The sequence below is a fragment of the Nonomuraea angiospora genome, from assembly GCF_014873145.1.
Classification (GTDB): domain Bacteria; phylum Actinomycetota; class Actinomycetes; order Streptosporangiales; family Streptosporangiaceae; genus Nonomuraea; species Nonomuraea angiospora.
Window position 1 is genome coordinate 3,048,768 of the sequence record NZ_JADBEK010000001.1, and the last position, 17,533, is coordinate 3,066,300.

General features: G+C 68.5%; 13 protein-coding genes, 1 pseudogene and 2 CRISPR repeat arrays (1 of these 16 running past the window's edge). Of the genes and pseudogenes, 5 read left to right on the plus strand and 9 right to left on the minus strand.

Annotated elements, in window-relative coordinates; translation table 11 throughout:
• Positions 1 to 15: 15 nt before the first annotated feature.
• Genes H4W80_RS13925 through H4W80_RS13945 form a run of 5 tightly spaced genes read left to right on the plus strand, consistent with a single transcriptional unit; the run spans position 16 to position 4,238 of the window.
• Entirely contained in the window at positions 16 to 204 is a 189-nt protein-coding gene (locus H4W80_RS13925; protein WP_192785476.1) for a hypothetical protein, read from the plus strand.
• Entirely contained in the window at positions 201 to 578 is a 378-nt protein-coding gene (locus H4W80_RS13930; protein ID WP_192785477.1) for a TadE family protein, read from the plus strand. Before H4W80_RS13925 ends, H4W80_RS13930 begins: the two co-directional genes overlap by 4 nt.
• Complete coding sequence (locus H4W80_RS13935; RefSeq protein ID WP_192785478.1) at positions 560 to 1,000, plus strand: TadE family protein; 441 nt, start codon at positions 560 to 562, stop codon at positions 998 to 1,000. Before H4W80_RS13930 ends, H4W80_RS13935 begins: the two co-directional genes overlap by 19 nt.
• Positions 997 to 1,407 (plus strand): pilus assembly protein TadG-related protein, encoded by a 411-nt coding sequence (locus H4W80_RS13940; protein ID WP_192785479.1) that lies wholly within the window; start codon positions 997 to 999, stop codon positions 1,405 to 1,407. The genes H4W80_RS13935 and H4W80_RS13940 overlap by 4 nt, the downstream gene beginning before the upstream one ends.
• Positions 1,404 to 4,238 carry an AfsR/SARP family transcriptional regulator gene (locus tag H4W80_RS13945; protein ID WP_192785480.1) on the plus strand — a complete coding sequence of 945 codons (2,835 nt, stop codon included), beginning with the start codon at positions 1,404 to 1,406 and terminating at the stop codon, positions 4,236 to 4,238. Before H4W80_RS13940 ends, H4W80_RS13945 begins: the two co-directional genes overlap by 4 nt.
• 374 nt (positions 4,239 to 4,612) lie before the next feature.
• Positions 4,613 to 6,046: a CRISPR direct-repeat array (repeat unit 28 nt; unit sequence GTCGGCCCCGCGCACGCGGGGGTGTTCC).
• Positions 6,047 to 7,259: 1,213 nt separating this feature from the next.
• Here the strand turns inward: H4W80_RS13945 and cas2e are convergent.
• From cas2e to H4W80_RS60685, 9 genes and pseudogenes are all read right to left on the minus strand, one after another.
• Positions 7,260 to 7,538: a type I-E CRISPR-associated endoribonuclease Cas2e gene (cas2e, locus tag H4W80_RS13950; protein ID WP_185069385.1), complete on the minus strand. Its 279-nt coding sequence runs from the start codon at positions 7,536 to 7,538 to the stop codon at positions 7,260 to 7,262.
• A complete protein-coding gene (gene cas1e / locus H4W80_RS13955; protein ID WP_318787615.1) occupies positions 7,535 to 8,539 on the minus strand; it encodes a type I-E CRISPR-associated endonuclease Cas1e in 1,005 nt (334 codons plus the stop codon). Before cas1e ends, cas2e begins: the two co-directional genes overlap by 4 nt.
• Entirely contained in the window at positions 8,428 to 9,372 is a 945-nt protein-coding gene (cas6e, locus tag H4W80_RS13960) for a type I-E CRISPR-associated protein Cas6/Cse3/CasE (RefSeq protein WP_318786856.1), read from the minus strand. The genes cas1e and cas6e overlap by 112 nt, the downstream gene beginning before the upstream one ends.
• Entirely contained in the window at positions 9,369 to 10,160 is a 792-nt protein-coding gene (gene cas5e / locus H4W80_RS13965; RefSeq protein ID WP_192785482.1) for a type I-E CRISPR-associated protein Cas5/CasD, read from the minus strand. The genes cas6e and cas5e overlap by 4 nt, the downstream gene beginning before the upstream one ends.
• Positions 10,157 to 11,305 carry a type I-E CRISPR-associated protein Cas7/Cse4/CasC gene (gene cas7e, locus H4W80_RS13970; protein ID WP_192785483.1) on the minus strand — a complete coding sequence of 383 codons (1,149 nt, stop codon included), beginning with the start codon at positions 11,303 to 11,305 and terminating at the stop codon, positions 10,157 to 10,159. The genes cas5e and cas7e overlap by 4 nt, the downstream gene beginning before the upstream one ends.
• Before the next feature lie 27 nt (positions 11,306 to 11,332).
• The gene (gene casB, locus H4W80_RS13975) at positions 11,333 to 11,947 is read right to left on the minus strand and encodes a type I-E CRISPR-associated protein Cse2/CasB (RefSeq protein ID WP_192785484.1); all 615 of its coding nucleotides are present in this window, start codon (positions 11,945 to 11,947) and stop codon (positions 11,333 to 11,335) included.
• 14 nt (positions 11,948 to 11,961) lie between these two features.
• Positions 11,962 to 13,641 carry a type I-E CRISPR-associated protein Cse1/CasA gene (casA, locus tag H4W80_RS13980; RefSeq protein WP_192785485.1) on the minus strand — a complete coding sequence of 560 codons (1,680 nt, stop codon included), beginning with the start codon at positions 13,639 to 13,641 and terminating at the stop codon, positions 11,962 to 11,964.
• 243 nt (positions 13,642 to 13,884) lie between these two features.
• Positions 13,885 to 16,110: a CRISPR-associated helicase Cas3' gene (cas3, locus tag H4W80_RS60680; RefSeq protein WP_318787616.1), complete on the minus strand. Its 2,226-nt coding sequence runs from the start codon at positions 16,108 to 16,110 to the stop codon at positions 13,885 to 13,887.
• A pseudogene (locus tag H4W80_RS60685) lies at positions 16,087 to 16,788 on the minus strand (CRISPR-associated endonuclease Cas3''); the annotation flags it as partial. The pseudogene H4W80_RS60685 and the gene cas3, both read right to left, overlap by 24 nt.
• Before the next feature lie 193 nt (positions 16,789 to 16,981).
• Positions 16,982 to 17,533: direct repeats of the CRISPR family, unit length 28 nt; unit sequence GTCGGCCCCGCGCATGCGGGGGTGTTCC; it runs 2,219 nt beyond the window's last position.

Sequence of the window (17,533 nt, forward strand, 5' to 3'; positions counted from 1 at the left end):
AGGAGGTACCCACCGATGATCCGTAATCGTATGCTCGCCGTTGCCGTACGGCTGGAACTGCTACTCCGACGCGGCCAGAACCCCGAACGGGGTGCGTCGACGGTGGAATGGGTGATCATCGCCGCCGTGGTCTTCCTGCTGGCCATCGCCGTCGGCACGAAGATCACTTCTGTCGTCAACGAACAGCTCGCCAGAATCAAATGAGCGAACGCGAGCGAGGATCCGCGACGCTGGAGGCCGCCCTGGTCTATCCCGCGGTGCTCCTGCTCGTCATGCTCACCATGAACACCGCCCTGTGGTTCCACGCCAGAACCCTCGCCATGGCCGCCGCCCAGGAAGGACTACGCGCCGGCCGAACGCATGGCTCCAGCCCGTCAGCCGGCCAGGCGACAGCCGAACGCTTCATCCGCGAGATCGGCGGATCGTTCCTCACTCACCCGAAGGTCGCGCTCACCCGCGATGTGGACACTCTCGAGGTGTCGGTCAGCGGCCAGGCCATCAGCTTGGTCCCGCTGCTGACGCTCACCGTGACCCAGGTCGCCCGCGCCCCCATCGAGAAATGGACCACGAGCGGATGACTCGCGAGCGCGGATCGACGGCCCTGGAAATGGCCATCATCGCACCAGCGCTGATAGCGCTGCTGCTGATGGTCGTCGGGCTGGGCCGTGTCGCCCTCGCCCGCAGCGCTCTCGACGCCGCCGCCCGCGACGCCGCCCGGCAAGCCTCCCTCGCACGCGATCCCACCACTGCCCGATCGGCGGCTGTGACGAGCGCACGGGCAGCACTTGCTCGTGAAGGACTGGCATGCGCACCGTCGGTGACCGTGGACACCGCAGGCTTGTCAGCACCACTGGGCAGGCCGGCCTCAGTGATCGCCCGAGTCTCCTGCGAGGTGAACCTGGCCGACCTCGGCCTACCAGGAATCCCCGGCACCAAGAACATCACCAGCAGCTTCACCAGTCCAATCGACCCGTACCGCGCACGAGGAGACCAGCCGTGAACGCGGAGAGAGGCTCGGTCACGCTGTTCACCGCAGTGGTCGCGTTCGCACTGCTGCTGTGCGCCGGACTCATGGTGGACGGCGGCGCCAAGATCCAGGCCTACCGCGAAGCCTACGCCGCAGCCGAGGAAGCCGCCCGCGCCGGAGCCGGACAGATGAACACCGGCCACGCCTACACCAGCGGCCAGTTCAAGATCGACCCCGCCCAGGCAGCGAACGCCGCCCGCGCCTACCTGTCCTCGGCCGGCCACGCCGGCACCGTCTCCACGACCGGCAACCAGGTGCGGATCACCGTCACGGTGACCAAGCCCACCGTCCTGATCTCCCTGATCGGCATCGGCACCGTTTCCGCCACAGCCACCGCCTCCGCGCGAATGTTCCACGGCATCGAACAAGGACAATCATGACGATGTACGGGCTGCGTCATCCACTGCTCGCCAGAACCGCCGCCGGCGCGGCACTCACCGGCCTGCTGGCCGGGATCCCCACCATCCTTCTGATCTTCTTCTGGCCCATCGACCTGCCCACCCTCGACGACCTGGCCACTCCAGGCGAGCCCATCGTCATCAAGACATTGCTGCTGGCCACGGTGTGGACCTGCTGGGCCCTGTTCGCCCTCGCGGTGACAGTGGAACTTGTAGGCACGCTCCGCGCCCAGCGCAGCCAGGTACGCCTGCCGTTTCAACGACTCGCCGCGTACCTGATCACCACCATCACCGTGGCCGCCGCCGCCCCCATCGCCGCGCCTCGCGCCCTGATCCCAGCTGCAGCGATCGCCGCGGCCTCCACGGAGATACACGATCACCCTGCGACCGCCGCATTGGACAAGGGCGAGACCGCGAAGCCATACGTGACCTATGTAGTCCAATCCAGAGACACCCTCTGGACGATCGCCGAAAAGCAGCTCGGCGACCCGATGCGCTACCGGGACATCATCGCCCTGAACCAGGGCCGCACCATGAACGACGGCCGCCCCTTCACCCAGGGCGAGTGGCTGCAGGCCGGCTGCACCCTGCACCTGCCCACCGACGCCAGGAAGCCTGAGCCTACGCGGCTACGGACGCATACCGTCACCTCGGGCGAAACCCTGTGGGGCATCTCCAAGCAGCACCTCGGAAAGGGCATCCAGTACAAAAAGATCTTCAAGCTGAACAAGGGACGCCCACAGCCTGGCGGGACCCGGCTAACCGACCCTGACGTGCTGGAACCGGGCTGGCGGCTGATCCTGCCCAAGCACGGACGTGCCACGCAGAAGACCAAGTCGGTCCACCGCCGCACCCTCCAACGGCACGCAGCCAAGCCAACTCATCGCACCCCTTCGTCGCACCACTCGGAGGACCCACCTAGCTTCCGGACCTCGTCATCTCCCCTCGCCACCGAGACAGGGCCCTCCTCCCGGGATATCGCCCCACCTCATCCGGCTACCGGAACAATCGCGCTCCGCCCTGTTCTCAACCCCGCCTCGCCCCACCCGCCTGCTGAGCCTGCGCCACAGATTCCGAGACCAGCCGCAGTAACGACCTCTTCCGAGGTGGTCATGCTGCCCCAGGGCGGGATGATGGCGCTCTCCTTCGCCGCGGGCATCGCCGTCGCACTCGCCGCCACCCGGCTCCACCGCAGACGCCGTCTGCCCGCCCCGACCATCGACGAACCCGTCAGCGTGCTCGCCCCAGAACCCCAATCCCCAGCCGTACGAGCGCTCGAACAAGCACACCGCAACAGTGATCCAGAAGCGGCACCACCGGACGACTTCGAACTGGTCAGCTCGGCGTTCGAGATCGACCCACCCGTCACGCTCAAAGCCGGAATGCGTAACGACGACCCCGTACACCTGCCCCTGTCCGGACTGAACCTGGCCCTCACCGGCTCAGGAGCCGACGATTGCATCCGCGCCATCATCCTCGACCTGCTCACCCAGGCCGACGCCCACCGCGCCAGCATCATCATCCCGATCCAAGACGCCGAACGCTGGTTCGGCGCCACCATCACCACCCTGACCAACCACCTGCCCGAGCTCCACCTGACGGCCACCCTCGACGAAGCCATCAACCACTTCGAAGAACAACTCGTCAGCCGCCGCGGCCTCCTCCAGGACTACGAGGCCGACGACATTCAGCAACTCCGCCAAGCCGAACCCGGAGAACCCCTCCCCGCCCTACTGCTCGCCACCTCCTGCCCCGACGGCCACACCTACCTGGACACCCTTCTGACCACGGCAGCCCACCTCGGGCTCGGCGCCGTACTGACCGGCCACTCACCATCAGGAACCACCTGCGAGCTCGACCAGAATCGCCACGTCACCGAAGCAACCGGCCCCATGGCCACCGAACTCCGCAACGTCACTCTCTTCCACCTACCGCCAGATGCCGCAACATCGGTGCTCCACACGCTCGCCACCGGCAACGGCATGCCCACCGAACACCCCGAACAGCCAGCCGATCTCCCGATCCCTCCGCCCAGCACGACACCCCAACCAGTACGGTTCACCCTCCTGGGAGAACCCGCGATCGACGTACGCGGCACACCCGTGGACCTCACTCGACGCACCAAAGCACTCGAACTGTTCGTCCTCCTCGCCCTTCACCCGAAGGGACTGGACCGCGAGGAGATCTGCGAGCGCCTATGGCCCGACCTGGAGGAAACCCTGGCCAGCTACCGCTTCCACGCCGCTCTCAAAGACCTGCGTACCGCCCTTCGCGACGCCTCCACCCCTGACGACAAGAAGGCCCATTTCATCGAACGTAGCGGCAAGACCTACCGCATCGAGCCCCAACACATCGACGTCGACCTCTGGAGCTTCCATCAAGCACTCGCCGAGGCCCGTACCGCCACCAACGCACAGGAAAAGCTCACAGCCCTGGAAACCGTCGCATCCCTATGCCTCGGGCAGCTCTGCAAGGGCCTCAAATACGACTGGCTCGATCAGGACCACCGCTGGCCGCTCACCATCGCCAGCGTCAAAGCCCTCCTCCAGCTCGGTGCCCTCCACGAACACGCAGGACATGATGAACGAGCCCTGGAGATCTACGATCAGGCCTGCGCCCTCGACCCCGACATGGAAAGCGCCGCTCGATCTACCATCCGCCTCCTGACCACCCTCGGCCGCACCGACGAAGCCCGGCAACGCGCCCGGCAGCTCAAAGCCCGCCTCAACACCCTCGGCGTCACCCCCTCACCCGAAACCCAAACCGTCCTAAAACAACTGAACGCCCCTTCAAACCCGCCATACAGGCTTTAGCTGCTGCGCGCTGGCTACAACCGTCCAGCAACAAGGCGCTGATGCCTGCCCACGTCACCTTGTGAAACTGGCCAGCTTGCGTTGGCCTGCGATCGAGTCTGAAGGCATAGCCCAGCGGAGCTTGGAACCGTACCTGGTTGGGCCACCCTGAACTGCCTCAAAGGCACTCGTGCCCCCAACCAACTCCGTACCCTAGGTACATCGCCACCGACAAACATCGCTGCCAGGCACACCGCGATACCCTTCACCTCCTCGACGAAGTTAGTGGACCCAGCATTTCTGGAGAGGAGCGCAGGAAGGTGAAACAGCACCCCGCTGTTGCACAACCGAAGGAAAACGGCGCCTTCCGCCGATAAACCCGCAGGTGAACAAGTGTCGGCCCCGCGCACGCGGGGGTGTTCCGGTCGGGGAAGCTCCGGCGCTTGTCGGAAGGGGGTCGGCCCCGCGCACGCGGGGGTGTTCCGCCCAGGCTGATCAGCTTCTCCGCCTGGGCGGTGTCGGCCCCGCGCACGCGGGGGTGTTCCGTCCTTCCGCGGGGGATTGGGCAGGGAGGCGGAGTCGGCCCCGCGCACGCGGGGGTGTTCCCCGCCGCCAGCGTGGCGAGGACAGTATTTACCTGTCGGCCCCGCGCACGCGGGGGTGTTCCCTGGGGCACTCTCCTGCAGGCCCGGCCCGACCAGTCGGCCCCGCGCACGCGGGGGTGTTCCGGAGGCCTGCGAGGTGGTGGCCACGCCGCTACGGTCGGCCCCGCGCACGCGGGGGTGTTCCGTCGGTCAGCGTGCGGCCGCGCGGCTGGTCGCAGTCGGCCCCGCGCACGCGGGGGTGTTCCTCGAGGTCTACCTGCTCGACTGCCCATCGGCGCGTCGGCCCCGCGCACGCGGGGGTGTTCCTGTGCATAGTCGGGCCTTAGGAGTATTCTCTTTGTCGGCCCCGCGCACGCGGGGGTGTTCCGGCCGGCCCCTCCTCCTCCGGGGAAAAGCTCGCGTCGGCCCCGCGCACGCGGGGGTGTTCCTTCGGCTCCGCAGCAATCCCCAAGTCCTCGCTCGTCGGCCCCGCGCACGCGGGGGTGTTCCTCCGGCACGCCCTGCCGTTCGGCGGCCGGAACGGTCGGCCCCGCGCACGCGGGGGTGTTCCATTGCCCCGCCTCGGGCCCTGTGGTTATCGGTGGTCGGCCCCGCGCACGCGGGGGTGTTCCCCTCAGGGTCGGCCCCGAGCTCCGTGATCGCGCGTCGGCCCCGCGCACGCGGGGGTGTTCCGACCTCCCGCACGACTCGCCGCGCCCCGCCTTGGTCGGCCCCGCGCACGCGGGGGTGTTCCCTATTTCTCCGGGCGTATCCGGGTGGATTATCCGGTCGGCCCCGCGCACGCGGGGGTGTTCCCGCAGCGACCCCCGCGCGGTCCGCGCGCACGAGGTCGGCCCCGCGCACGCGGGGGTGTTCCGATGGCGGCCTTGATGCTCCCGCCGTTGTCGGCGTCGGGCCCCGCGCACGCGGGGGTGTTCCTGACTGACACCAACCCGAACGTTAACCCGCCTGGTCGGCCCCGAGCACGCGGGGGTGTTCCGCGTTGCGTCCAGTCGCGGAAAACCCTGGTCACGTCGGCCCCGCGCACGCGGGGGTGTTCCGCAGGACCTGCTGGCCGACCTCGGCACCGCGCTGTCGGCCCCGCGCACGCGGGGGTGTTCCGTGGGTGGTGGAGGTGGACGGGGAGCGCGCCCCGTCGGCCCCGCGCACGCGGGGGTGTTCCGCGCGCCACGGCCTGGTCGCGGTTCCGGGTACAGTCGGCCCCGCGCACGCGGGGGTGTTCCCTGGAGGACCTGTTCCAACTGATGGCGTGGGTCGTCGGCCTCGCGCACGCGGGGTTCCCACGCAGGTCCCGCCGTCGCTCCGTGGCCTGATGTCGGCCCCGCGCACGCGGGGGTGTTCCGCGACGCCTGGCGTTGATCGAGCGGGGCGAGTGGTCGGCCCCGCGCACGCGGGGGTGTTCCCTCGGTGATCGAACAGCCGACGTTGGAGGCGTAGTCGGCCCCGCGCACGCGGGAGTGTTCCCCTGGGCCGCTCCGACTTCGATGGCCCGGTGCCGTCGGCCCCGCGCAGGCGGGGGTGTTCCGCCGCCTGAGGGCAGGCCGGGCCGGGACGCCGTGTCGGCCCCGCGCACGCGGGGTGTTCCACCGCAGGTGGTCAAGGCCGTCCCGGTCGCACGGTCGGCCCTGCGCACGCGGGGGTGTTCCGCTCGCCAAGACCTTGGTCTCAGGCATCCGGTCGTCGGCCCCGCGCACGCGGAGGTGTTCCCCCTTCGTAGGCGATGTGCACGATGTCGCCGTGGTCGGCCCCGCGCACGCGGGAGTGTTCCTAGCCGTTCGACTCGCTGGGTAGCATCTCCACGATCGGCCCCGCGCACGCGGGGGTGTTCCGGCGGACTCGGCGTCGAACGCGGCTTCTACGCCGTCGGCCCCGCGCACGTGGGGGTGTTCCGCCCCGCCGTATGGGATTGCCGTCCCGGCGGGGGTCGGCCCCGCACACGCGGGGGTGTGCAGGGGGCACCGCCGGGGCGAGTATCGGGGCGCTGTCGGCCCCGCGCACGCAGGGGTGTTCCCCTGGGGCCCCTTCCCTATCAGATAAGTCAGGCGTCGGCCCCGCGCGGGGTGTTCCGCGGATCACGCTGCCACCTCCGTCCGGTTGGACGGCGGCCCCGCACGCCGGCGGTGTTTCCCTCCAGGCCAGGGATAGAGGGAGCCCTGGCGTCAGCCCGCGCACGCGGGGGTGCTTACCACCATGCTCGGATCCGCGCTCGTGTTGCAAATCCCTCTTTGGGCGACGCGTGGGTGAGTCGGTGAGCATTCCCCCCACGGCGTCGTCGTGATCCCTGCGTGTGGAGGCCGACAGCATGATCCGTGGGGTTAGCATGGGCGCGTTCGGGTGATCCGCGCGGGCCAACCGACCTGCATCGTGAGGCCGACCTCTCCATCGAAGGTGATTACGCGATGAAGAGGTCGAGGGCCGACATTGTTGAGCTGTCGTTTTATCGGCGGTTGCGGGCGGAGAGAATCAGCCCGTCGAAGTCGACGGGGTACCAGCGGTCTTTCCCTGCCGTACGGAGAGCCCAGCCTTGTTCGTTTGAGGCGGGTTCGACGAGGATGGCCTGGCCATCGCCGATGCGGTTGGCAAGGAGGGTCCAGATGCGGTCGCGGATGCGTTTGCTGGGATTTCCGACGAACATGCCAGCGCTGACTTCGACCATCCAGCGGGTGAGGTGGCCGCGCAGTCCTTCGGGAGCGGCCACCAGGACGATGACGGTCATGAGTTGCTCGCCTCATCGGTGTGGAAAGGTTTGTCGAAGTCAGGGCCGATGACGGCGATGTGGTCCTCGCCCATGGTGGCTTGGTTGAACTCGGCGTAGAGGGGATCGTCGGGGAACTCTTCGGTTCCGGCCCAGTTGACGCCTCCTGCGACGGTGCCGACCTTGTCGTCCCAAAGTTCGTTGACATCGATCTCGGGGACTTCGGTCCCATCAAGGGCCAACAAGGCTTTGATGTCCCGGACGATGCGGCCGAGGAGTTTGTCTTCGGCGATGCGGTCGCGCAGGCGGAGGCGGGCGTCGCGTTCTTCGGTCAGGCCTTGGGCAGCCAGGTCAAAGGCGAGGGGGATGGTGTAGTCGGCTTTGTAGAGGTCTGCGATGTCCATGACGAAGGAGGTGGCGGAGCCGGTGTGGACGAAGCCGAGGCCGGGGCTGGCGCCGAGGCCGACGATGACGGCGTGGGAGATGCCGTACAGGGCGGTGTTGGCCGCTGACAGCAGGCGGTTGAGGTCGTCGCCGGTGGCGAACGGGTCGCCGGGGCGGTAGTCGCGGCCAGTCCAGGCCACGCCGGTGCGTTGGGAGTGGTGCTGGTACTGCTTGCGGACGCGGGCCCCTTCGCGTCCGCGCAGTTGTTGCATGGTCATGGAGGAGACGTCTTCGCCGGGAAATCGCATGCCGTACATGGCGCGGGCGACGGCGAGGCGTTCCTTGGGGCGGGTGACGAGCCAGGCCTGGCGGTAGAGCAGTCCTGCGCCGCGGCTAGGGCCGAGGCCTGAGGCGTAGAGGCGGACGCCTTGTTCGCCGACCCAGCACACGGCGGTGCCGGAGTCGCCGAGGAGTTGAACGGCGCCGTGGGTGATGCGGGTGCCGGGTCCGATCAGCATGACAGCGATCATCGCGGCGGGGATGCGGACGGTGTCGCGTTTGTTGATGACGACGACGGCGTTCTCGTCGCGGTCGATGTGGCTGCGTTCGATGTAGACGCTGGAGACGCGGTCGGCGATGCGGTGCAGGTCGTGAGGGTGTGCCTTCTGCCAGATGTCGGCCATCGCCTCTCCTGCCGTAGGCCAGGCAAGGGAGCGAGGGTGAGCAGGCCGCAGCCGTAGGACTTGGCCGGGCCGATGCCGCCCAGGAGCCGCTCGGTGAACGCGACCGCATCCGTGATGCGTAGTCGGCCTTCGAAGGTGGCGGTGTGCAGGACGACCGGTTTGGCGCCGTTGTTCTTCTTGCGGAAGGAGCGGCGCGCTCGGGCGGTGATGCGTACCTCGCGGGGCGTTGACGGCTGCTGCTCGTCGTCGGCGGCGTGCAGGCCGAGGGCGGGCGGGTCGGTGTGCGCGAGTGGGATCTCGAATCCCCACTGCTGGGTGCGGGACAGGAACCAGGCGAGTTGCTGGTCGGCCGTGCGGTGGCCGATGCGGAAGGACCGGCGTTTGGTCTCGGCGGCGCGTTCGAGTTGCGTGGCGGTGGGTTTGGTGGGGGTGGAGGTGTTCTGGACGGGGTTGGCGGTGAGGCGGAAAGCGAACTCGCGGCCGACGGCGATCTGACTGAGCAATGGGGCGTAGTCGCGGATGGCGGCGTGTTCGCCGTCGGCGTCGGGCCAGCCGGCCTGTTCGACGAGGTGGCTCCAGTCCGGGCGGGTGGCGGTGAGGACGAACAACATGGGCCTGCGGGGGTCGTCCGCGTCCAGACGCCACAGGATGCGCTGGTCGGTGGGTGCGTCCGGGATGCCGTACATGACGGCGCCGTGCATGGCGTGCGGGCTGGCCAGCAGCACCCGGCTCTTCTCGCGCAGGGGGTTGATTCTGATGCGGGATAGGTAGGTCATGTCGGTGGTCACCAGCCCAGGAGGGCGAAGGGGTCGTGGCTTGACGGGCTGTCCTGAGTGCTGCGGGCGTTGGAGAATCCGGTCGGCAGGGTGATCCAAAGGTGGTGGATGCGGCGGCTGGTGAAGCTGCGCTCGTGAGGGGCGAAGGAGCGCGGGACGTCGGTGGCCGAGTCCTCGCCGTTGGGGTCGTCCACGGTGGCCGGGAGGCGAACTGTGGCGGGGCGGCCGCGGTCGCGGGCGTAGAGCTGTTTGGCGGTGTCGGTGGCCTGCCAGGGCTCGTTTTCCAGTGCCTCGAGTAGAGGTGTTTGGCGGACGGCGAGGAAGAGGGGCTGGGTGGGGACGCAGGAGCGGCGGCCCAGCGCGAGGGGGAAGGCGGGACGTTGGACGGCCTCGGCCAGCGTTTCCACCAGGGCGGTGGGACCGTGCAGAGCGGCGAGGAAGACCGCGTCCTGGAGGTAGAAACGCTGGGTGACGTGCGTGTGCTTGGCGGGTGAGGTCGGCTTCTGCACGCCTTTGGCGGATACGCCGGCCTGCGGCAGCGGGCGTCCCCGGTAGTCGCTGACGGTGTGGTAGTCACGCAGCAGGCTGCCGGGCTGGTCAACGCGGACGCCGAGATGGAGGCCGAGCAGGTCGTCCAGGGGTTCTTCGCGGGCTCGGCCGGAGGCGGCGGCGAGCAGGCCAAGGATGCCGGATTTGGTGGGTTCGGGACGGGTCTCGCGGCGGTTGAAGACGCTCCGGTCGCCCCAGGACTGCAATGGGCCAGCCAGGCGCAGGACCAGCGTGGCCTGGGGCGTGGTCATCGGGTCTGCTCGATCTTCTCGGCCAGCCTGGCGTGCAGGTCGGCGATCAGGGTGGGGAAGGGGGTGTTGGGGCCGAGGATCGTGGTCAGGCGTTCGCCGGTGTGCCGGTCGGGGTCGAAGGTGTGGCAGACGGCGACGTACGCGGGGGTGTCTCCCCATTGCCGAGTGGCGCGGTCGTGTTCCACGGCCAGACGGATTGCGGAGTCGGCGGCCAAGCCCTCACCTTCCTCCTCAGGCTGGAGCGGCTTTTCGAAGGCGGAGACGAGGTTGACCGGCTGGTCTTCGCGTACGACGACGGCGAGCAGGCTGGGCAGGGTGCGGTGGGCGAAGGAGTTCTGGTGCCCGGAGGGGATGGAGCGGGCGAAGTGCTCGATGAAGGCGTCGACGGCGGTCAAGGCGGCGTCGCCGTCGCCGAGGTTGTCGATCAGCTGTGGGACGTTGACGGTGGCGTACCGGTACAGGGTGGCGGAGTTGAAGCCGATCTGGCCGATCATGCCGGCGCCGGTCTCTTCCTTGGGGTTCTCGTCATCGACGGCGGTGTAGTAGTCGAACTCCAGGTCCACGGCGTGGGTGGACAGCGCGTGGGCGACCTGGACGGCGGCGTCGACGTTGAGGGCGGGGATGTCGGCGACCATGCGCCCGAACATCGCCACGTCCATCGGGTGGCCCTGCTGGAGTTTCGCGGCGACCGGGAGGTCTTTGACGGCTTTGGCCAGTTCCTCGTCCTCCAGGGCGATCAGGTCGGTGGCCTGGTCGGCGACCAGATCGATGATGTCCTCCAGCTGGCGGTAGCCGAAGAACAGCAGGTAGGCGGTGTCGCCGGCCTTCTTGCCGGGTTTGATGCCGAGCGGCTGCAGGAGCGCCGTGGCCAGGCGGGTGGCCTGCTCGGTCTCGAGGCCGGTGCGACCGGCCAACCGCTCGGCGAGTTCGGCCGCGATGCGCTTGGTTCGGGTGGCGTGGTCCTGTTCATGCGTGTGCTCGGCGAAGCGGGTGCGGGTGGCGCGCTTCCACGCCTGTGACGAGACCCGGGCTCGGCGGTGCCCGCCGAAGTAGGCCTCCTTCGGGTTTCCCTGATCGTCGCGGTTCAGGTTCGCGGGCGGGACGGTCTGGATGATGTGTACGTCGACGTACAGGCGCTTGGCCATGGGAACTCCGGATGAGATCAGGGAACGTTATTCGGGGCTGAGCGTGGACTCGGCATGCGCCTGCGGGGTGGGCTGCCAGCCGTAGTAGTCGAGTCCGAGCCGGCGTCGGGCCAGTTGCCGGGTGTCGGGGCGTTGCCAGTCGTGGATGTCGCGCAGCAGCCGGTCGTAGTCCAGCGGCGCGCCTACGGTCCGCAACTGGGAAATCAGGCCGCGCAGGTGGGTGAGGAAGGCGGAGACCTGGGTGGCCGAGGCGGCGGCGTTGACCCGCCGGTCCACCGCCTCCCGGGAGAACCCCTTGTCGTGCTCCGACTGCTTGTGCAGACGCCGCAGCGCCTGGCCGAGCCGGGCTCCAGGGCGGTGCATGGGATCGGAGCGGGACTGCTGATGCAGCCCGTACAGGGCGAGCGCGGCATGCTCAGCCGTCAGCTCGGGCGAGACCTTGCCCTGGCGGGCGAGCCGGTCGTCGATGGGCGAGCTGTAGTACGGCCACAGGGCCGGCACCGTACCCGCGGGGCGGCCCAGTCCGGCGCGGAAGGCGGCCAGGTCCTCCCCCGGCGGCGGCCCCTGTTTGGGACGCCAGGTGCCGTCGGCGGCCACATAGCGGGTCCAATACCGGACGATGCGATCGTTGCTGGAGGTCATGGGTGTCCTCGTTCTCAGGCTGGCTGGGGTGCCCGTCCGGCGGAGAGTTCCGCCGAGCCGGCGTCCGGGTCATCGCGTACGGACTGAGCCCAGCGGGGCAGTGCGGCGCGTAGCCGCTGGCGGAAGTTCTGCTCGGCGGAGGCCAACCGGTAGACGTACTCCGTCTTGTCCTTCTTCACCACGCGCCCGGCGAACTCGCTGCCGGTGGCCGTGGCCAGCAGCTTGTCCGCCACGTCCTGGGTGTGCCGGTAGGCGAGCTTCTCCCAGGCGGTACGGCCCCGCTCCAGCAAGTCGGGATCATCCGCGCTTGCCCGTACCCCGACCAGGAAGCGCCGCACCAGCGGGTCGAGGGCGTGCAGCACGAACTCGCCGGGGCGTTGTCCCCTGTTCCAGGGGATCGGATCAGCTCCACGCGCTCGCCGCAGATCGCCCGACAGGTTGTTCACCGCCCGTGCCAGGTCCTCGGCCTGCTCGGTCACCTCGACCAAGGTGGTGTAGGTGTCGGTTTCAGTGCGTAGCCCGGCGATCGGCAGCGGGATCGAGTCGAACAGCACGTCCTCCACGACCGCGGACTGGGTGCCGTAGACGATGCCGATCGTCTGCACCTGCAGCGGGTAGTCGAAGGGAAGAGCATCGTCGGCCTGAAGGTCGGCGAGCTGGCTCAGCAGCACCGAGGTCTCCACGCCGCCGTCACCGTTCTGCCGCTCCGCGGCCAGCAGCGCCTCCATGCCACGCCAGGCGGCCTTGCCCGGTACGTGCCGCCGCGGCCGGCGCACTGTGCCTGTGGGACTCTTGGTCTCTTTGGCGAAGGTCCAGGCCGTGTGCGGCTCCCATTCCGGGATGGCCTGCAACCGGTCCCCCGCGCACAGCACGACCCGGCAGACCCGCAAGCCGTGCTCGGTCTGTTCTGGGATCAGGCGGATCCGCCGCGCCTGCCAGGTCCACAGGTCCAGCAGACCGGTAGCGTGTCTGGGTGCCCACTGCCCTGATGAGGGAGGGCGTCGCCACTGTGGGAGGTCATCGGCGGGTTGGCGTCCGATCGGGATGTTGAGCATCAACGTCTCGAACAACGTGCGCCCCATCGGAACGATCACGCCTAGCGACCCCAAGGGACCTGTGACGTTTCCAGTGGTTTTGCCCGCTTTTGCTAGAGTGTCATCAGCCGCGCCCGACTTGATGCCTGCGGTGTCCCAGCAATGCGTATGCAACAGCCAGTGGACCGCCTCAGCCGGAGTCAACGGCAGCGGCTCGCCCTCGGTGCGGGTTGAGAACAGCGGCACATTGTTCCCTGACGCTTGGCTGGCCACCAGGAGTGCGGAGCCTTTCGTCTCGTCCTTCGCCGTGTGCAGTCCGGCCGCCTGAGCGAACGGCGCCTCCGAGCCGAACAGGTCGAAGCGAGGCCGAACCTCGTCCAGATAGGCGCTGAGCGTTTCTTGCTCGGTCTCGGTGAAACGCCCGTTGGCGAACCGGCGAGCCCACTGTTCGCGGTCCACGGGTCGTCCCAGCGCGTGCATGACGACGGGCAGAAGGACCTGGCGCAACAGCGCCGGGGTGTGCGTGGAGACCTCGACTTCCAGCGCGTCGAATTGGTCCGCGTGGAGCAACGTCTCCCGCAAGGAGCAGGGTTTTGCGGCGGTCTCGCCCCGTGGCCGGGGAAGCAGCCACGGGGAGTCGACCAGGTCGTAGCTGAACATTGAGAGCTCCTCTAACTAGTCCTGTTTAGAGGTTGCGGTTTGGAGCGTGCCATGCCGAACGTCAGCGCGTCTCGAGAATCCGTAAAGTGGTGTGGGTCGGCCCTGCGTCACCGATGCCGCGGGGATGGCCCGTGGTCGTGTTTCGGGCATACGTCGGCCCCGCTATGCGGGGATGCAACCCCGCGCGAGCCGGGCGGTCTTCTCCATCAGGGCAGTGCCTGAAGCCGTCTGGCCGTGCGGGGCTCATGTGCGTCTCCGAGGTGGGCGCCGTGGACCGCCGTCGACCAACAGCCCGAGCTTCTCGTCGTACCGCACCTGATACTCACCCAGGGTGGTGGGGGTATCGGCCGTCAATTTCAGCGCCCGGCTGTGTTTCAGCCAAGGGTGGCTTCGCCAGCCGTCCAGCGGCGCCAGTTCGCGCTCGGCCGGCTCAGTCAGCTTGGATGGCAGTCGTACGGTCGCGCCGAGTACTTCCTCCACCACATCGTCTGACAGCGCCTCGCCATTGACTCCCAGCCAGCGGCCTGCCAGCGTGTGGTAGCCCCGCTGGTCCTCACGTACGAGGATCACCTCCACGCTGCGCTCCCCGTCCCGGACCACGGCCTCCAGCCTTTGCTCGGCCAGGCTGCCGGGGGCAGCGCCATAGTGCAGGCCATCCAGCGTCTCGTTCGTGTGCCCACCGGCGCGGGTGAGCAGGAAGTGCTCGGCGCTCCGGGCCCGTTCCTCCTGCTGGGCCGTCCACTTCTGGCGGGCCTGCTGCTCGTCCGCGCTCCACGCGGGCGGGACCACGTCGGTTGCATCGCCGTACACACGCTCGACCAGACGTGGCACCTCACTCGGCACCGACCAGCTGCCGCCGTCCGCGGCACAAGCCATGGCGGCAGTGCGCAACAGCAGGTAACGGCCGTAGATGGCCTCGCTCGCCGGCAATATCCATGGCGCCTTCTCTTCGTGCGGCGCGAACCCGGTGATGATCACCTCTGGCCGATGTACTCGTGCCGGCCGGGCTACCCCGTCGTGGCGGTGCATCCGGCCGAGCCGTTGCAGCAGCAGGTCGATCGTGGTCAGATCGGTGACCAGCACGTCCGCGTCCACGTCGAAGGACTGTTCGGCCAGCTGCGTCGCGACCAGGATCAGCCGCTCCGGCCGTCGTATTCCGTCCTTGCCCGGCGGGCCCAGCAATTGCAAGCATTCCTCGGTGCCCTCCGCGCGATCATGTGCGGTCATGCGACCGTGCAGCAGTCGCACCTCACCGTCGCCGAACCGCTCGCGCAGCACCTGGTACGCACGCTGCGCCCGGGGCACGGTGTTCCGAATCACCAGCGCGCACCCGCCCTGAGCCAGCCGGTCCTGCAGCAGCTCGGCGAGGTCGTCCTCAGCCTGCCGGCTCTCTTCCTCTGCTGTGTCCGCGCCGTGGATCTCCGGCAGGACGGTCACCGTCACGTCCAGGTCCGGCCGCCACTGCGGCGCGTCATCGACGTCGTAGACCGCCCGGCCGTCGACCAGGCACGCTGCGGTGACGCTGGGATAGCTCTGCGGCGGCGGCAAATCCGTGACGTCGAACGTCTCCGCCGAAGCTGCACCGGCCAGATACGCCGCAACGAATGCGCGGCGCTGCGCGGGAGGCAAGGTGGCCGACAGCAGGACGACCGGCACCTGCGCCTGCCCCAGCCAGCGCAATCCCTCCAGCAGAAACTGGGACATGTACACGTCAGCGGCGTGCACCTCGTCCAGGACCACGACCTTGCCCATCAGCCCGGCGGCGCGCAGCATCACGTGCTTGGTCCGCGTCGCCGCGAACAGCAGCTGATCAATCGTGCCGACCACGAACGGGCTGAGCAACCCGCGCTTACGCCCCAGGAACCATTCCGCCGGTGCCTGCCGCTCCGCCGTCCCCGCGTCGCCGAACGGCGAGTCGGCCAGCCCGTACAGGTCGTCTTCTTCGATACCGCCATAGAAGCTGTCGGGGGCGGCGTCCGACCCGTCCAGCAGACTCTGCCACTCCTTGTTGAACATCCGCTTGCCGTGCAGGAGCGCCACCTGACCTGCCAGCTCAGGATCGATCTTGTTCAACCAGGTGCGGACCTGGCTGAACATCGGGTCGCTCGTCGCCTGCGTCGGCATGCCTACAAGCACCCCGTCAGCACCGAACCTAGCGGCCAGCACCTCGGCCGCGCCCAGCGCCGCCTTGGTCTTACCCTCGCCCATCGGCGCCTCGACGATCAGCAATCCCGACCCCGGCATCCGGCGGGCCACGTCCAGCACGAGTTCCTGTGATGGGCGGGGCTTTTGATCAAACCGGCACGCGAAGGCGTCCGGCGTCGGGGCATCCAGCCGTCCCCAGCCGCCCCTCAGGCCGAGTCTCCCCCACGCCTTCACCGCGCGGTCCCGAGCGCCCTGCATGGTCACATCGCCCAGGTCATCGACGCCAGGGAAGTGCCGCTCATCGCTGGCGACCCAGTCCGCCATCACCACCAGGCCGCTGAGCTGCAGTTGCACCGCCCGGCTGGGCACCCGTTGAGGCTGAACGTCGGCCAGATCTGCGAACCCGACCAGCCGCGTGAACACCTCCACCACCGCCGCCTGTACGCGCGCCCAAGCGGGACCTTTTCCTTGAGGTTCGCCCCGGCCCGTCCGCAGCCCCAGCAGCGCCCCCTAGGACGGCACCGTTCCGTGATGACCGGCGACCAGTGGCCACAACCAGGCGATCTGCTCGGCCTGCCAGCCGGCCTCCTTCAGCAGACGCAGCAGGAGCGTTCCGCCAGCCTTGTCATGCCGCCATCGGGCCTTCTGCACCACCGGCTCGAGCCAGCTCAACCCAGCCCGTCGGACCGCTTCCGCTCCCTCGGGGTCAACCCTCTGGAATGCCGGAGTCGCCTTGCCGCAGTCATGAATCCCACACAACCACGCGAAAAACAGCCTGCCCCGACCCTGCGAAAGCGTGTTCAGTACCCGTTTTGTGGAGGGAGCCAGATAGTTATCCCATATTTGCTCCGCCACCGCCGCAGTGTCCAGTAGATGCGAAAGGAGGAGATTTGTCCTGCCTCCTGCTTTTTGGCGCGATTTACCCCATAGCGCACCAAGTTGCCGGGTCACGACCGGGTCGTAATCAAGCGCGTCATGCCACTTCATCGCACCTCCTCCCATCAAGCCCGCACCCTAACCACCGCCACCGACAAAACAGAGCCACACAGCGCATCTCCGGTATCGTTCAACTTCTGCGTGCGTTAGCAGGAAGATCAACCTGAAGAGAAGCCGTAGGCAGGGAATGCAGCAGCCCACCGATTCGCAACCGAAGGAAACCAGCGCACTCCACTGGTAAACCCGCAGGTGAACAAGTGTCGGCCCCGCGCATGCGGGGGTGTTCCCCTTGTTCTGGGCCGCCAAGCTCGGTGACGAGTCGGCCCCGCGCATGCGGGGGTGTTCCGCGGCTGCTTACTGACGTACAGGTCAAGATCACGTCGGCCCCGCGCATGCGGGGGTGTTCCCTCCCGGACGAGCGGACCGGAGCCCGGAAGTACGTCGGCCCCGCGCATGCGGGGGTGTTCCGCTCCCGGAGATCGGCATCAGATCTTCTTTCCGGTCGGCCCCGCGCATGCGGGGGTGTTCCGCCGCGATCAACTATTACTGCGACCAGCTCGGCGTCGGCCCCGCGCATGCGGGGGTGTTCCGCGGACGCTCGCGGGAGCGTCACCGATCGGCTCGTCGGCCCCGCGCATGCGGGGGTGTTCCCATCGCCGCCGCGCGGGGGCACTCCTGGTCGGGGTCGGCCCCGCGCATGCGGGGGTGTTCCCAGGGCCGGCGAGTGCCCGTCCATCTCGATCTGGTCGGCCCCGCGCATGCGGGGGTGTTCCCAGGGCCGGCGAGTGCCCGTCCATCTCGATCTGGTCGG